The organism is Anaerobacillus sp. 63XJN7_5_ISO-PGPR-S23-430 (assembly GCF_056173695.1).
On the sequence record NZ_CM149686.1, the window covers coordinates 3649968 to 3664940 of the forward strand.

Below are 14973 nucleotides of genomic sequence, written 5' to 3' on the forward strand. Positions count from 1 at the left end.
TTTCAGAAAATTCTTCCTAATCATCCAAACCTCTGCTAAACTATTAATAAAACTACACAAATCGGGTGACTCAATGGTTTTTGACGGCATTTTATTATCTATTCTTGTCGGGTACCTACGCAAAGGTAGCTTAAAAGGCTTTGCTTTTCTTTCCTTTAAAGCAGGTTGGATCTTCCCCCTGTTGCTTCTTATTGAAATTGGCATTTTCACATTCCAATCTTCCTATTCCTGGCTCGGCACGCTGAGCGCACCACTCTTTATGGTTATTTATATTGTAGGACTCATTTTTCTTTGGTTAAATCGTAAAATGAACATCGGCATTATGCTTCTTTTCATAGGAGTGCTCCTTAACTTTATCGTAATGGCGATCAATGGAGGGCGAATGCCGGTATCACTTGAAGCGGCAAATATACTTGATCCCGCATATGCAGAAGCCATCAAAAATGGTCTCTATGGAAAACATGCAGTCCTAACCGACAGTACTGCCTTTGGGTTTCTCGGTGACATCATTCCTATTACTGATCCTTATCCAAAAGATCAAGTCATTAGTATTGGCGACATCATTATGAACATTGGTATTTTTATTTTCATCCAGCGCGTTATGGTTAAGTCCAAACATCCAGAAGACCTCATCAAATCACCTGCGCCTCAAAAAGGAATATGAAGGGAGGTGACGTTCATGGAACGTAAAGAGGGCATTAAGCTAACAGGCATCCTTGTGAATATCGCTATCATTACTACTGCTGTTATCGCACTAACTTCTGGATTTAAATTGGTTTAATCAAGATGGAGAGGCATTGCTTCTCCTAAAAAACTAAATTTAAATGAGAGTGATCGAGACATGAAGGGCATATTTCAGAAATTCACTAATGTTGTAAGCGTGTATATTACACTGGCATCTATCACAGGGATTTCTTTATTTCTCACTCAGTACTTCTTGACATATACACCTCTTAACTGGAGTCTGGCCTTCACGTTTGTAGCGGCAATTTTACTATTGAATCACTATACAATTCTATTGCCACCAAGCGGCAATTCCCTATCAATGGATTCAGCGATCTATTTGGCAGTCCTATTTGTATTTGGTATTCATATGGCGCTAACCATCTTGTTACTAACCTCGATCATCTATGCTCTTTATAAAAAAAGCGTTGTTTGGTGGAAGCATTTATTTAATTTCTCTATTTATAGCATCATGATTATTGGAACGTATGAAGCTTTCTTTCTATTTGGTGGAACTATCGGAACACTATCATTTTTTAATGTAACTTCGTATATGCTTTCGCTTAGCGTTTATTTTCTGCTGAACGTGTTATTCATTGGGTTTTTCTTTGTTTTAACCGCCACCGAGAATCTTCTTCAAATTGTTAAAGGAATGTTAAAGGAAACCATCTCAAGTTATTTAATCACGTTAATTCTTTCCTTGAATCTTGTCCTACTCATGAAGCAGCAAATTATACTTGGCGTTCTATTATTTCTAACTGTAGCCGTGCTACTCTCCATTTCCTTCAAACAATATTTTGAGCTCTATCAAGAAGTATCCCAAAAAGCGGACATTGATCATCTAACAGAACTATACAATCATGGCTATTTCAAATCTCTTTTGGAAGAAGAAATCAAAACAGCAAAACTAGCAAATCAGCCTCTATCAATCGGTTTGATCGACCTTGATGACTTCAAGAAATACAATGATCAGCACGGGCACCTTCAAGGAGATAAGCTTCTTAAACACTTCGGAGCAGAATTGAAAAAGAGTGCGAGCGACGCGTTTACAGCTGCTCGCTATGGAGGAGAAGAGTTTGCACTGCTAATGCCCGGTAAGACGGAACTCGAAGCCTATCAATTCATCAATCATTTTCGAAAAGACATCAATGATCAATATTTCGAAGGAGTCGAAGTGCTTCCACACGGCTGTCTCTCGTTTTCTGCAGGAATCATCCAATACAACCAGGACATGTACGATTCCTCAGAAGTCCTTGAAAAAGCCGATCAAGCGATGTACTATGCCAAGACTAAAGGAAAGAACAACGTTTGTATTTTTGACGCTGATAATGTACCTGCTAAAACCTTTTATAATAACAAAGAAATGGAATTATTGGAGCAGCAGCTAAAAATCTTTCTTTATAAAGATGTGTACACGTACAAACATAGCAGAAGAGTTTATGAATATGCGATTGAGTTCAGCAACAAGCTTAACTTGAATAGCAATGATCAGAAAATACTTGTCATGGGAGCACTCATTCATGACATCGGAAAGCTTGAGATTCCTCGTGACGTTATCAACAAAAAAGGAAAGCTTACGAAGGATGAGTGGGAGATGGTTCAGAAACATGTCATTTGGGGGAGGGAAATTGTATCAACAAACCGCGAGCTAGCTGATCTTCTTCCACTCGTTGAACTTCATCACGAACGTTATGACGGGAAAGGCTATCCGTACGGATTAAGCGGAAAAGAAATCCCTCGACTTGTTCGCATGTTAACAATTATCGATTCCTTTGATGCCATGACGACTGAGCGCCCCTATCAAAAAACAAAGTCAATTAGTGAAGCGATAGACGAATTACAAAAATGTGCTGAAACGCAGTTTGATCCCGAACTTGTTCATGCGTTTATTGAGGTGATTCATTCAAGTCCACTGCACAAGCATTCAATTGAACAACCAAACAAAATCAGCATTTAAAAAAGCGAATGTGGCCGCATTCGCTTTTTTGTTTCCGTTAGAAACGCTTCACATTTTATTTTCGCTACCATAACGGCTCATTATTATCAGTTACTTCAAAAAAATATGGAAGAATGAAGACCGTACCAACCGCCATCACGACTTCGATTGGGATAATGACTGAAATGGGAACTTGGAATGCGATCATTGGTAACCATAGAAGCGCAACAATACTTGGAATAACAGATAAGTTATTCCTTGCCCGACGTGTTAAATACTGTTCCCTATCACAATAGGGACAGACAACAGCTTTTTTAAACGAAAACAACATAAGGAACGATTCTTTCCACGTCCACTCCGAATGACATTGCTGACAAGTTGTCATTTTTATGACCCCCATACTACTTATACGAACTCAACGTCATGAGAGTTTCAAAATTCTGTTAATCTCCTTCTAAATCCGATAAAGCATGAATCATAATCTTAATGGCGTCTCGTATGCTAGTGAACGGAAAACCAGTATGTGCTGAATGATGGAGCGTCATCTCGAATGTAGGTGGAACATGAACGAATCCTGCTGGGATATCGATGTCTTTTTGTTCAAGTGCATACAAAACGCTATACATCACGTTGTTACATAAATAAGTTCCAGCTGTATTGGATATTTCTGCAGGTATACCATTTTGTACAAGTGCCTCAGTCATCTTTTTAATAGGAAGAGTTGAGAAATAAGCTGCCGGTCCACCTTCCACGATTGGCTGATCTTCCGGCGCACGCCCCACATTATCTTCTACACTATCATTCACATTAATTGCAATTCGCTCAGGCGTTACTTTTGTTCGGTCAGCGGCAAGTCCAAGCATGATCACAGCAATCGGTTCACATTGTTCAACATACTCAATCAGCATTTCTGATGCTCGCTCATAATCAACAGGAAGAACACGTGAGATAATTTCATAGCCTCCTATCACTTCCTCATCCAATTCCTTGACGATTTGCTCAGTTGGATTATGACGATGTTCAAGAAAAGGCTCAAAACCAGTCAACAATAGCGGTCTCATTCTCTTCTCCCCTTTCGCTTAATAACAAATTACTCCAAATAATCTGAACACTTATCTTTCTATTACCTCTTTCAAACCGGTTTAACCTTCAAATTATAGTCATTTTTTACCACCTTTTCATTTTCTTCACAAGCGTTGAATGATCAATCCTTAATTCCTTAGCTGCAGAACGAAGAGATGGATGTTGTTGAATCGTATCTAATATGATTCTCTTTTCAAAACTTCCTACTCGCTCTTTCAATGAAAGTGGTTCGCTCCCTTTTATACGATAATCCGTAATATGGACTGGTAAATGATGCGGTTCAATAGAGATGGTAGGAACAGATACGACAAGGCTTTCAATCATATTTTTCAGTTCTCGAACGTTTCCAGGCCAGCGATAAGTAAGCAAGGCGCTACGTGTTTCCTTAGTCATCCGTTTTTCAATATGATATTTCGAACAGAAATAAGAAAAGAAATGATCTACCAATACTTCAATATCATGGACACGATCAGCTAACGGAGGAATAGAAATCTCAATAACTTGAAGCCTGTAATAAAAATCTTCGCGAAATGAACCTTTCTCGATTTCTTCTAACAACTGTTTATTTGTAGCAGAGATGATCCGAATATCAAGTTTAATCGGTTTATTTCCACCAATCCGATAAAACTCGCTCTCTTGTAAAACCCTGAGAAGTTTCACTTGGAGAGAAACAGGCATCTCCCCTACTTCATCAAGCATAACCGTCCCACCCTGGGCCAATTCGAGCAAACCGATTTTTCCTTCCTTACGCGCTCCAGTGAACGCGCCTGACTCATAACCAAATAACTCTGATTCTAATAAATGTTCAGGGATAGCTCCACAGTTCACTTTAATAAAAGGCTTGTCCTTCCGATCACTTTCATAGTGAATTAAATTAGCCACAACTTCTTTACCTACGCCTGATTCTCCAGTTAATAATATGCTTGTAGGGTATGGAGCTACCTGTTGTACTTTCTCGTAAATGAGGCCCATTTCTTTACTTCGAAAAACAACCTTGTCAGCTACCCCTTTCAATTGAAGGGAATACCTATTTTGATTCAACTCGGAGAAAGTTTTGGCACGATCAAGCTCAGAGCGCAAACCGTTTAATTGTGTGATATCTCTTACGCTTGTTACCACCAATTCGATCTCGTGATTCTCATCAAAAACCGGACTTCCCGTCACGATAACGTCCTTCTTACCCCCGATTTTTTGTAGAATGGACACCCGCTCTTTTTCTTTTAGTACAAGCAAAGAAACGGACTGATCGATATACCCTTCTTGCATTAAATCTTTCATATGTCGCCCAATTAATTCAGAGCGCGGAAAGCCGGTCATTTCTTCATATGCTGAGTTAACGTAAATCGTCGTTCCCTCTTTATCCACAACATATAATCCGTCTGTCGAAAACTCAATAATTGATTCAAACTGTCGCAGCAAATCGCGGTAGTGTTTCACTTCCGTAATATCCTGAATGATACTAATGACGCCAATAAGCTCTTCGTCCTGATATAGAGGCGTTCGATTGACAACACATTCACGATCAAACAGATGCAGACGTTCACCTATTAAACTATGCTCGTTTTCAAGTACTTCGCTGATTCTTGAATTTGGAACGAAAGCACGAATAGTTGCCCCTTTCCAATGCTGTACACGAAGAAGGTCTTCAGCTGATCCATTCATGTAAATAATTCGTTCTTCTCGATCTATCATAACAACCCCATTGTGTAAGGAAGAAAAGACCTCTTCCCAACCAGTTGTTTTGGCTACATTCAGCATAAAACCCACCTTTCAAATGGTGAAATTTATCAACTTATGGTGAACTACGTCACCACTTTATATTCAATCTATTCAGACAAATACCTGCCTACTGGTGAAAAAAATCACCTAACAATTGATGATTTGTCTAAAAAGGCTATGTTGTCAGCTTTTAAAAGTTGGCACCAAACTTGCATCACTAAAAGTCGTAAGGAAAGAGCTAACTGTGCTATCTGAACGCACCCACACCAGACCATTACTTAAGAAAGAAGTATTCCAAAGATCATCTGTATGGTCTCAATACCCTTAGCGTTAAAAAGCTAGCGTCTCAGCCCTTGAATGAAATTTTTCACAATTTATACCAACATAATAGGAGGAATATGAATGAACATTATTAACAAACACCCGAAATTGTACGTAATGGATAATGGGCGTATGAGTATGGATAAAAACTGGATGATTGCGATGCACAATCCCGCTACGATTACGAATCCCAATGCCCAAACTGAATTTGTTGAATTCCCTATTTACACAGTTCTAATCGATCACCCGGCCGGCAAGATCCTTTTTGATACAGCTTGTAATCCAAATTCGATGGGACCAGAAGGCCGTTGGACAGAAGCGACACAGCAAACTTTCCCCTATAAAGCTAGCGAGGAATGCTACCTTCATAACCGCCTGGAGCAGCTGAATGTACGTCCTGAAGACATTAAATTCGTTGTCGCTTCTCATCTCCACCTTGACCATGCAGGATGTCTTGAGATGTTTACGAACGCTACCATTATTGTTCATGAAGATGAATTGAACGGAACCCTTCAGTCCTATGCGCGTAATCAGAAAGAAGGCGCCTATATTTGGGGGGATATTGATGCATGGATTAAAAACAATCTTCAGTGGCAAACCATTAAGCGAAATGAAGACAATGTGCAACTTGCAGAAGGTATTAAAGTATTAAACTTTGGCAGTGGACACGCCTGGGGAATGATTGGTCTGCATATTCAGATGCCGGAAACCGGTGGAATCATTCTCGCCTCAGATGCCGTCTATACAGCCGAAAGTTTTGGGCCACCTATCAAACCACCTGGCATTATCTATGATTCTCTCGGCTACGCAGCATCAGTAGAAAAAATCCGACGACTCGCAAAGGAAACGAATAGTCAGGTATGGTTCGGTCATGACTCAAACCAGTTTAATAATTTCCGTAAATCAACAGAAGGCTACTACGAATAAAAGGAGGATTTGAATGACTTTTTCCAAACTCGTCTTCACCCCACTAAGCTACACTGGCTGGGGATCACTTGCACAGCTCTTACCTGAAGTTGAAAAGTATGCTGTAAAGCGAATTTTGGTCGTAACTGACCCTGTATTAAATGATATCGGTATCGTAGATCGCGTCAGCATTCCTTTAAAAGAGGCCGGATATTCAGTCGATATATATACTGATATACAGCCAGAGCCACCGCTTGCCATCGGCGAAAGACTCGTCAACTATACGAAAGAAAATGCATTTGACCTCGTTATAGGACTCGGAGGAGGAAGTGCGCTAGATCTCGCGAAATTAACAGCTGTTCTGTCAGTACATGAAGGTTCTGTTTCTGACTACCTCAACTTATCAGGAAGCAGACAGATAACCGATAAAGGTTTGCCAAAAATATTAATTCCAACAACTGCCGGTACCGGGTCAGAGGTTACAAATATATCTGTTCTTTCACTCGAAAGCACAAAAGATGTCGTCACACACGACTATCTTCTAGCTGATGCAGCCATCGTTGATCCCGAGTTAACCGTTTCCGTTCCAGCAAAAGTGACCGCAGCAACCGGTGTCGATGCGCTTACCCATGCGATTGAGGCTTATGTCTCGATTAACGCTAGCCCGACAACGGATGGCCTCGCTCTCCAAGCAATTAGGTTAATTAGTCGCTCGATCAGACGTGCTGTTTCGGATGGAGAAGACCGCGAAGCACGAATCGATATGAGTAACGGAAGTTATATCGCTGGCCTTGCCTTTTTTAATGCTGGCGTAGCAGGAGTTCATGCTCTTGCCTATCCTCTTGGCGGGCAATTTCATATCGCTCATGGTGATTCCAATGCCGTTCTTCTTCCTTACGTGATGGGATATATTCGAAAAAGTTGTACGAAACGAATGGGAGATATTCTGAATGCACTTGGCGGTAACTCACAATTCCTTTCAGAAGAAGAAGCCTCGTATGAGTGCGTACGAATGCTAGAAAGACTCGTTCAAGACGTTGGCATCCCAAGTACTCTTGGTGGATTCGAAATTCCAGCTAACGCCCTGGAGTCCTTAACAGAAGATGGCCTGAAACAAAAAAGACTGCTTGCAAGAAGCCCTCTCCCTCTTCATGAGGATGATATTCGCGCGATCTATCAATCAGCATTTAAGGGAGAAATTGTTGAATCATCCCCTACTACTATTCAACATCCATAAAGTCATTCAAGTTATAAAGCCTGCTTACGCAGCGGGCTTTATGATTGATTTCCCCTTTCATAGGGAACACCACTTAAAAATGAATTAGGTGGTGTCACTCTTGGGTTACTTTTTACTTCTTATTCTATCAGTTACCATCATGATTTTTCTTATACGAGTACCGCTAACCGATCGCTTCCCTCCTGCTATTCGCAAAATGGGCGTGATCTTTCTTGGATTAATATCGATTATCTTTCTCGCATTATTGATTGCTTCATTTATTTGATGATCAAAAAGGCGAAAGAGTCCGCTGTGAGTGGACACTTTCGCCTTTTTTGTTTGTAGTGGGGGTCAGGCTCGCGCCTGACCCCCACTTTATACAAACGTCGTCGCTAAATAAATGACCACCGGCATCGTCGCTAAGCTCGACACGGTGGAAACAAGCGTTGCGCTTGAAACGTTTTGGGGTTCAGTATGAAACTGAATCGCGTACATTGTCGTGTTCGCGGCAGTTGGGGTAGCAGCCATTATTATCATAATTTGCTTTGTTAATGGATCAACAGGCATAAGAAGCACAATGCCAGCGGCAATCAGCGGAGCAACCATAAGCTTAAGTGATAATGCCGTTGATAGCTTGCGCCAGTCAATCGCCCGAATACGAATGTTCGCAAGCTGCATACCAAGCGTCACCATAATAACGGGAATAGCCGCATCCGCAATTAAATCCACGCCATCACTTATTGTACCCAAAGGAAGATGTAACCATTGAAACAACAGCCCGACAATGGCGCCGTAAACCATCGGCATTTTCCTAACAGCTTTTAAAGCTGCCTTTATCCCATCGTGGTCTGGACTTCCCTTTGCGGCATAATATACGCCAAGTGTGCTCATTAACAGTTGCTGCAACACCATTAAAACAATTGCTGTTTCCATCCCGACTGCCCCAAAAAGAAAGAGAACAAGCGGTGTTCCGTAATTTCCGTTATTCATAAACGCGCTCGATAAAACCAATCCGCATCGTTCTGATTCGGTATAGCCATATAGTTTAGAGAGAATGCTCACGATCCCAATAAGCGCAAAGCAAAGTCCAAGCATGTAGATCGACAAATAACCATAGGAGGAATCAATTTCTTGCTCATAAAATGTTCGAAAAACGAGAAGCGGAACGAGGACATATAAAGCGAGGTTTGAAAGCACCCTTGTCTCCAAGTTAAGAAAACGTTGCGCAATATATCCGACTCCAAATACGAAGAAGATCGGCAGCAATATGGTTATGATCGACATCTTCATTCTCCTTCAGCTTCTTCAAAGGATAGCGTGCCCTGGAATACGAATAAAACAGGATGAAAGGGAACTGATAAAATCAGCCCCCTTTCTTCGCTTATCCGTTAAAAACGATAATTTTTTCTTCTGTCATTTCTTCAATCGCATAGCGTGGACCTTCTTTTCCTGTTCCGCTTTTCTTCACACCACCATATGGCATATGGTCAACGCGATAACCTGACGTATCGTTAATAATCAGTCCACCCACATGTACCTCATTGATCGCTTTTAACGTAAACGCTAGGTCGTTCGTGAATAGGCCAGCTTGAAGGCCATATTCCGAATCATTCACTCTCGCAATCACTTCATCGGTGGAACGGTACGTGCTTACGGCAACGACTGGTCCAAAAACTTCCTGGCGACATACTTTCATATTATCATTTACATTCGAAAGAATAGTAGGTTGGTAGAAGACGCCATTTCTTTCTCCGCCTGTTTCAACAGTAGCTCCCTGCTCAACCGCTTCGTTCACCCAACTTTCTACACGAATGGCTTCACGCTCAGCAATCATCGGCCCAACATCGGTTGCCTGATCCATTGGATCTCCTAAAACAAGGCCTTCTGTTACTTCCTTCATTTTTGCAAGGAACGGCTCATAAACATCTTCATGAACATAAACGCGTTGAACAGAAATACAAACCTGGCCAGCGTTATTAAAACTTTTCTGTGCGGACTGAGTAGCAGCTGTTTCAACATCTGCATCGTGATGCACAATTGTTGCGGAGTTATTTCCTAACTCAAGCGCTACTTTACGTAAACCAGCTTTTTCGCGAATATGCTGACCAACGCGAGGGCTTCCCGTAAATGTAAACATGTTCACGTCCTGGTTAGATAGAAGCCATTCACCTACTGTAGCCCCGTCCCCAGTGACAAGGTTCAGGCGGCCTGCCGGAAGACCTGCTTCTTCCATAATCTCTGTTAACAGAATCGCACAAACCGGCGTAACTTCAGCTGGTTTTAGTACAACACTATTCCCGGCGGCTAGCGCTGGGCCAATTTTGTGGCAAACAAGATTTAGCGGCACGTTAAACGGCGTAATCGCTGCGACAACACCAATCGGAAACCGTCTCGTATAAGCTTGACGCTGTTCAGACCCTGGCGCTGACTCCACTGGGATTCCTTCGCCGTGGATCCGTTTGGCTTCCTCTGCTGAAACTTCCAAAGTTAAAGCAGCTCTTCCTACTTCACCCTTACACTCGGCTAATGGCTTACCAACTTCTTTCGCCAGCACTTCACCTAGTTCATCTTGACGAGCTCTGAGCACTGCAGCTGCTTTAATAAGTACCGTATATCGTTCATAAGGAGAAAAAGTGGTTTTCAAAGCTTCCTTGGCAGCTTGGACCGCATCTTTTACATCTTGTTCTTCAGCGGCAGCCGTTTTGGCCGTTATTTCTTGGGTATATTTATTTAGCACATCATCCGTTGTCGTTTTATCTCGCCATTCTCCGTTAATGTATAATCCGTACGTTCGTACTGAAGTTTGCGTTGTCACTTTAACATCATCCTCCCTTTTTATAACGTTACTACCTTTTTCTCTGACAAAAGTTCTTCTGCTTTTCCTTGACTTCCAAATACGCGAATTTTTTCTTGTACTTTTTCCTTCATTCGTAAACGGCCAAGACCAAGTGAGCTCGCGAGCACAATGTCATTTTGATTTTCGCCAAAAGCTTCTTGCACGCCTCTAGTGAAAGCTTGACGTAGCTCAGTATCAACATTGATTTTCGCAATACCTAGAGAGATCGCGCGCTGTACTTGCTCATCTGGCACATCTGAACCGCCGTGAAGAACGACAGGGCGCTCGACTGCCGCCACAATTTCTTTCAGTCGTTCGAATCGAAGATTTGGCGTTTCTTTATAAATACCGTGTGCTGTTCCAATTGATACAGCGAGATAATCAACATCTGTCGCTTCTACAAAAGCAACAGCTTCTTCAGTAGTTGTAATAAGGGCGTCCTTTTCATCAACGGTAATATCATCTTCAGTTCCACCGATTTTACCAATCTCACCTTCAGAACCAATGCCTAGTGCTCTTGCAATGTCGACCACTTTCCTCGTTGTCGCCGTATTTTCTTCAAACGATAAACCTGAACCATCGAACATAACGGATTGGAAGCCCATTTGAACAGCTTGCATCGTTTGTTCGAACTGACGACTATGATCAAGGTGAATCGCAACAGGAACATCAAATTCTTTTTCGTACGTATCAATTAGACCTTTTAATGCTTCCATACCTAGCGTTTGAATCACCTTTTGTCCAACTTGAATCATAATTGGTGCTTTTTCCTCAGCAGCTGCTTCAAAAATTGCTAGCACTGTTTCCGCATTATGGGCGCTAAAAGCACCTACCCCATATCCGTTTTGAAAAGCATGATCCAGCATTGTTTTTCCGTTAATAAATGGCATAACCATTTCTCCCTTCTATCGCTTCAATTCAATATTGTAGTGGTACTGATCACTTCGGTATTTCGTTTTGGTGTATTCTATTAGATGGTCATTTAGTCCATAGCTGAGACGTGTCATTTCCAGTAGCGCTTCACCCGGCCGTATCGCCAAAGAATCCGCTTCATCCAACGTCGCATTAATCGCTGCAATTCGCTCCTGTGCTTTGTTTAAATAAATCTGATAGTTTTCGAGTATTTCATAGTATTTCGCTTCATTTAAATCATGTTGAATTAGTAGCTTGCCAATCGATTCTGGCCAGCATGTGCGTTCAAGCGCAACTGGCGTCTCATCAGCAAATCGTATTCGTTCTACAAGTAGAATAGGTGACCCCTCTGCCACTTGAAGCATTTCACTTTCATGGAAAAGGTTATACTTGAATTCAGCTCGGATAACTTTTGACGAAGGAACTTGACCTTTTTCCATTACTTCTTCCGCAAAACCTTTCAGCTGCCCAAGATTCCCAACCAATTGATGAGGCTTGACGATGGTCCCATGGCCCTGCTTTTTCTCAAGCAGTCCATTCTGAACGAGAATCGTAATCGCCTGACGAATTGTTGTTCGACTCACACCGAATTCCTTAATGAGCGCTTGCTCTGTTGGAATGAGCGTATTCGATTTCCACGCACCAGTCTGAATGCGCTCAATAAGGACATCTTTGATTTGGAGGTAAAGAGCATCCCCATTTGGATCAATCTGATTAATCGACATAGATCTCATTCCCCTTTATAGGTGGTGGATACGTCGCAAGATCTTCTCCAATGAGCGGCTTCAACCATTCATAGTAAGCCTTCTTATTTTGAATGAACGCATCAGGCAACACACGTTCACCAGCTGCGACAACTTTTTCAAGTTCAATCGGAAGCATTCTCACCGAATAACGATGATGAGCATTCCTTTGAATTGAAACCATAACGTTTGATAATCCTTCACGAATCCATTCAGCGCCAACTCTTCCAACCGTATAAGCTTCTTCTCGATCAACATCTGATATGACTGCGGAGAAGCTTCGCTGATTCATTCCTAGGAGTTCAGCCCTTGTCATAACGCTTAGCTCATTTTTTAAAAAGTGAGCCACTTGACTTGAAATGCCACCCAGTATTGTTCTGCCATCCACATTTCCTCTCTCAACCTGACCACTATTCCCAAATAAAACACCTTCACTTACAACGACTGTTGCGTAACCAAAGCGGTTCAAAGCCGTATTTACATTCTCAAGAAGGACTTCTTTTTTTATAGGGCGCTCAGGTATAGCGATAAAATGAGGACCTTCTTCTTCATATTCTTGTAATAACCCTGACGCTGCGGAAAGCCAGCCGGCATTTCTTCCCATCGTTTCAAGAACCCTGACCTTTTCAAAGTTCTGCATCGACGCGAGATCCCGGCTCATATCTCTTGTGGCCTGAGCGACATATCGTGCTGAGCTTCCAAAACCAGGCGCATGATCCGTCCCTCCAAGGTCATTATCAACCGTTTTAGGGAGTCCAAGAACCTGAAGCGAAACGTTTTGCCTTCTCGCTTCGGCTTCTACTTTGGCTAGCGCCTCCATCGTTCCATTACCACCGATAAAAACAAGCACATCGACACCCTGCGCCTGGAGCAAGCGCACACCATTTTCAATATGCTCATCTGTTAACGGAAAGCGTCCAGAACCAAGGCACGCACCCGGGACATCCTGATGTAGATGAACGCGACTAAGCATCTCACTATCTCCGTCAAGATACATTCCGTGCGCAAGTCCTTCATAACCATTTTGAATAAAAAGCAGGGCATGATCTCGTTCGATTTCCTTCACAAACCCTGCGAGGGTAGCATTAATGACGGCCGTAGGTCCCCCGGCCTGGCCAATGGCGACCTTTTTCATGCAACTGTCTCCCTTCAGTTCTTCGTATAGATCGTCGTCTCAAGCCCAAGCTGCTTACCAAGTTCAACAAGCTCATCCGCAACATCATCATAAATAATGGCGTAATGTGGTTCGAAGCCCTCTTCCATTAAGCCGTATAGCGTATCATTTATTTCCGTTTCCAGTTCCACTTCGACAGACGTACCATTGAAGCGCTGCGGCGTATCCAATGCGTTCCCCCTCATAACCAACAAGCGATAACCTTCTGGCGTATAACCAACTCGGAACATCGTTACGCGACCTGGCTTTAAACCGAATTCCATCGTAAAGCCGAGCTTACGGTTTGGATGAACGCCAGGTCGAGCGCCTTGATCAGGATGTGCAAGCGAATACGCGCCTGCGCCGCAATGCCAGAACACAACTGAATTACTCGCCTCGTTCACGTGAACCATATCACCAAGGTATGGGGCGCTTCCTGTTAGCTGCTGAAGAATAAACATCGAAACGGAACCATGAATATCCGATTCACACGATGAAACCACACCGTCTTCTGTAAATTGAGAAAGAGTTGAGCATGCTGCAGCGCCAAGTTCATTGAAAAAGTCAGGCCAACAACGTATCGCAAGCGCCGAAACATCTTCCGCATCAATTTGCTCCTGCACGTACGTTGTAAACTGAGCAAATCGCTGAACGGTTTCTTCGTTACGATTTAGCCCAATCACCTGCTGCTCCGCTCGTTCAATCGCGCCTTCCCATCTTTCCCGAGGGAGCTTCACACATTCCTCAAACGCTTTGTTTAAATCAAAGTTTTTCACTGTCACACCAAGCTGTTTTTGCAAGGCTTCTTCATCCGTTCCTGAAAAGAAAAAGCCTGGAGGATGCTCCCCGATCACACCAATGGTGAGATCTTTGAGATCTTCAATCACCTTTTGAACCTTTAGCTGAATCTTGATTCTCTTTTGCACCTGCGCTTCATCGCCATTCCCAAATACAAAGCTAAATGGATGATTCGCACATCGAAGCACATGACTTGTGCTATTGCCGCCGGTTAAGGAGTTTAAGCGAAGTCTCCCGCCAACACTTGGTTCACGAACGGACCAGACAATCACTGGCGCTTCTACTTTTTTAATGAGGGCCTCAATGAATTCACCGTCCGCAAACGTGACGCTTTGATAAATACTAGCAACAATGTCTTCGCTGTTAACGTTTTCAAGAAAAGTTTCTAGATCTTCAGGTGATGTGATGATCTCTTCAGGCTCAATCACATTTGCCGTCACACTATGAAGAAATTCTGAACTTTTCTTTCTTTGTAGTTCCCCCGCTTCAAGATCAAACGTTTTTCTACCAATTGGTACATATAGAATGCTTGTTTTAGCCACGATTGGTCACAACCTTTCTCCTCTGTTTGTTACAAATACTATATCATACATTATTATGTTTTAAAATAGGTAGTAACCTTTATAT

The 14973-nt window shown here is 42.4% G+C and carries 14 protein-coding genes; 5 read left to right on the top strand and 9 right to left on the bottom strand.

Annotation, left to right across the window (positions count from 1 at the left end; all coding sequences use genetic code 11):
• Positions 1-73 precede the first annotated feature (73 nt).
• Both AC0VYJ_RS19000 and AC0VYJ_RS19005 read left to right on the top strand, forming a co-directional pair.
• The gene (locus tag AC0VYJ_RS19000) at positions 74-664 is read left to right on the top strand and encodes a DUF5317 domain-containing protein (protein ID WP_430243444.1); all 591 of its coding nucleotides are present in this window, start codon (positions 74-76) and stop codon (positions 662-664) included.
• A 177-nt stretch (positions 665-841) separates the two neighbouring features.
• Positions 842-2680, top strand: coding sequence for a diguanylate cyclase (locus AC0VYJ_RS19005; protein ID WP_475365897.1), 1839 nt, complete (start codon positions 842-844; stop codon positions 2678-2680).
• A gap of 64 nt (positions 2681-2744) precedes the next feature.
• On the opposite strand, the gene AC0VYJ_RS19010 is transcribed toward AC0VYJ_RS19005, so the two are convergent.
• From AC0VYJ_RS19010 to AC0VYJ_RS19020, 3 genes are all read right to left on the bottom strand, one after another.
• Complete coding sequence (locus AC0VYJ_RS19010) at positions 2745-3044, bottom strand: TIGR04104 family putative zinc finger protein (protein ID WP_475365898.1); 300 nt, start codon at positions 3042-3044, stop codon at positions 2745-2747.
• A 58-nt stretch (positions 3045-3102) separates the two neighbouring features.
• Positions 3103-3720, bottom strand: coding sequence for a pyroglutamyl-peptidase I (pcp, locus tag AC0VYJ_RS19015; protein ID WP_194218684.1), 618 nt, complete (start codon positions 3718-3720; stop codon positions 3103-3105).
• 106 nt (positions 3721-3826) lie between these two features.
• Entirely contained in the window at positions 3827-5500 is a 1674-nt protein-coding gene (locus tag AC0VYJ_RS19020; RefSeq protein ID WP_430243437.1) for a sigma-54 interaction domain-containing protein, read from the bottom strand.
• Between the two features lie 363 nt (positions 5501-5863).
• Here AC0VYJ_RS19020 and ahlS point away from each other — a divergent pair, with 363 nt between their 5' ends.
• The 3 genes from ahlS to AC0VYJ_RS19035 all read left to right on the top strand — a co-directional run bounded on the left by ahlS (position 5864) and on the right by AC0VYJ_RS19035 (position 8190).
• On the top strand, positions 5864-6709 hold the full coding sequence (gene ahlS, locus AC0VYJ_RS19025) for an AhlS family quorum-quenching N-acyl homoserine lactonase (protein WP_194218682.1): 846 nt from the start codon (positions 5864-5866) through the stop codon (positions 6707-6709).
• 13 nt (positions 6710-6722) lie between these two features.
• Positions 6723-7925: an iron-containing alcohol dehydrogenase gene (locus tag AC0VYJ_RS19030; RefSeq protein WP_475365899.1), complete on the top strand. Its 1203-nt coding sequence runs from the start codon at positions 6723-6725 to the stop codon at positions 7923-7925.
• Between the two features lie 100 nt (positions 7926-8025).
• Positions 8026-8190 (top strand): hypothetical protein, encoded by a 165-nt coding sequence (locus tag AC0VYJ_RS19035; RefSeq protein ID WP_475365900.1) that lies wholly within the window; start codon positions 8026-8028, stop codon positions 8188-8190.
• Positions 8191-8279: 89 nt separating this feature from the next.
• Here the strand turns inward: AC0VYJ_RS19035 and AC0VYJ_RS19040 are convergent, their stop codons facing one another.
• The 6 genes from AC0VYJ_RS19040 to sftI all read right to left on the bottom strand — a co-directional run bounded on the left by AC0VYJ_RS19040 (position 8280) and on the right by sftI (position 14888).
• Positions 8280-9188: an AEC family transporter gene (locus tag AC0VYJ_RS19040; protein ID WP_283153556.1), complete on the bottom strand. Its 909-nt coding sequence runs from the start codon at positions 9186-9188 to the stop codon at positions 8280-8282.
• A gap of 97 nt (positions 9189-9285) precedes the next feature.
• Positions 9286-10719, bottom strand: a complete 1434-nt coding sequence (locus AC0VYJ_RS19045; protein ID WP_475365901.1) for an aldehyde dehydrogenase family protein — start codon at positions 10717-10719, stop codon at positions 9286-9288.
• 20 nt (positions 10720-10739) lie between these two features.
• Entirely contained in the window at positions 10740-11630 is an 891-nt protein-coding gene (locus AC0VYJ_RS19050; protein ID WP_475365902.1) for a class II fructose-bisphosphate aldolase, read from the bottom strand.
• Between the two features lie 15 nt (positions 11631-11645).
• On the bottom strand, positions 11646-12377 hold the full coding sequence (locus AC0VYJ_RS19055; RefSeq protein ID WP_283153553.1) for a GntR family transcriptional regulator: 732 nt from the start codon (positions 12375-12377) through the stop codon (positions 11646-11648).
• On the bottom strand, positions 12367-13530 hold the full coding sequence (locus AC0VYJ_RS19060) for a diphosphate--fructose-6-phosphate 1-phosphotransferase (protein WP_475365903.1): 1164 nt from the start codon (positions 13528-13530) through the stop codon (positions 12367-12369). The genes AC0VYJ_RS19055 and AC0VYJ_RS19060 overlap by 11 nt, the downstream gene beginning before the upstream one ends.
• A 14-nt stretch (positions 13531-13544) precedes the next feature.
• Positions 13545-14888 (bottom strand): sulfoquinovose isomerase, encoded by a 1344-nt coding sequence (sftI, locus tag AC0VYJ_RS19065; RefSeq protein WP_475365904.1) that lies wholly within the window; start codon positions 14886-14888, stop codon positions 13545-13547.
• Positions 14889-14973 lie beyond the last annotated feature (85 nt).

Bases quoted from the DNA above. Each gene is read 5' to 3' on its own strand.
- AC0VYJ_RS19005 (WP_475365897.1), top strand. From the start codon at position 842: ATGAAGGGCATATTTCAGAAATTCACTAATGTTGTAAGCGTGTATATT.
- pcp (WP_194218684.1), bottom strand. From the start codon at position 3,720: ATGAGACCGCTATTGTTGACTGGTTTTGAGCCTTTTCTTGAACATCGT.
- AC0VYJ_RS19020 (WP_430243437.1), bottom strand. From the start codon at position 5,500: ATGCTGAATGTAGCCAAAACAACTGGTTGGGAAGAGGTCTTTTCTTCC.
- AC0VYJ_RS19055 (WP_283153553.1), bottom strand. From the start codon at position 12,377: ATGTCGATTAATCAGATTGATCCAAATGGGGATGCTCTTTACCTCCAA.
- AC0VYJ_RS19030 (WP_475365899.1), top strand. From the start codon at position 6,723: ATGACTTTTTCCAAACTCGTCTTCACCCCACTAAGCTACACTGGCTGG.
- ahlS (WP_194218682.1), top strand. From the start codon at position 5,864: ATGAACATTATTAACAAACACCCGAAATTGTACGTAATGGATAATGGG.
- AC0VYJ_RS19040 (WP_283153556.1), bottom strand. From the start codon at position 9,188: ATGTCGATCATAACCATATTGCTGCCGATCTTCTTCGTATTTGGAGTC.
- AC0VYJ_RS19060 (WP_475365903.1), bottom strand. From the start codon at position 13,530: ATGAAAAAGGTCGCCATTGGCCAGGCCGGGGGACCTACGGCCGTCATT.
- AC0VYJ_RS19010 (WP_475365898.1), bottom strand. From the start codon at position 3,044: ATGACAACTTGTCAGCAATGTCATTCGGAGTGGACGTGGAAAGAATCG.
- AC0VYJ_RS19050 (WP_475365902.1), bottom strand. From the start codon at position 11,630: ATGCCATTTATTAACGGAAAAACAATGCTGGATCATGCTTTTCAAAAC.
- AC0VYJ_RS19000 (WP_430243444.1), top strand. From the start codon at position 74: ATGGTTTTTGACGGCATTTTATTATCTATTCTTGTCGGGTACCTACGC.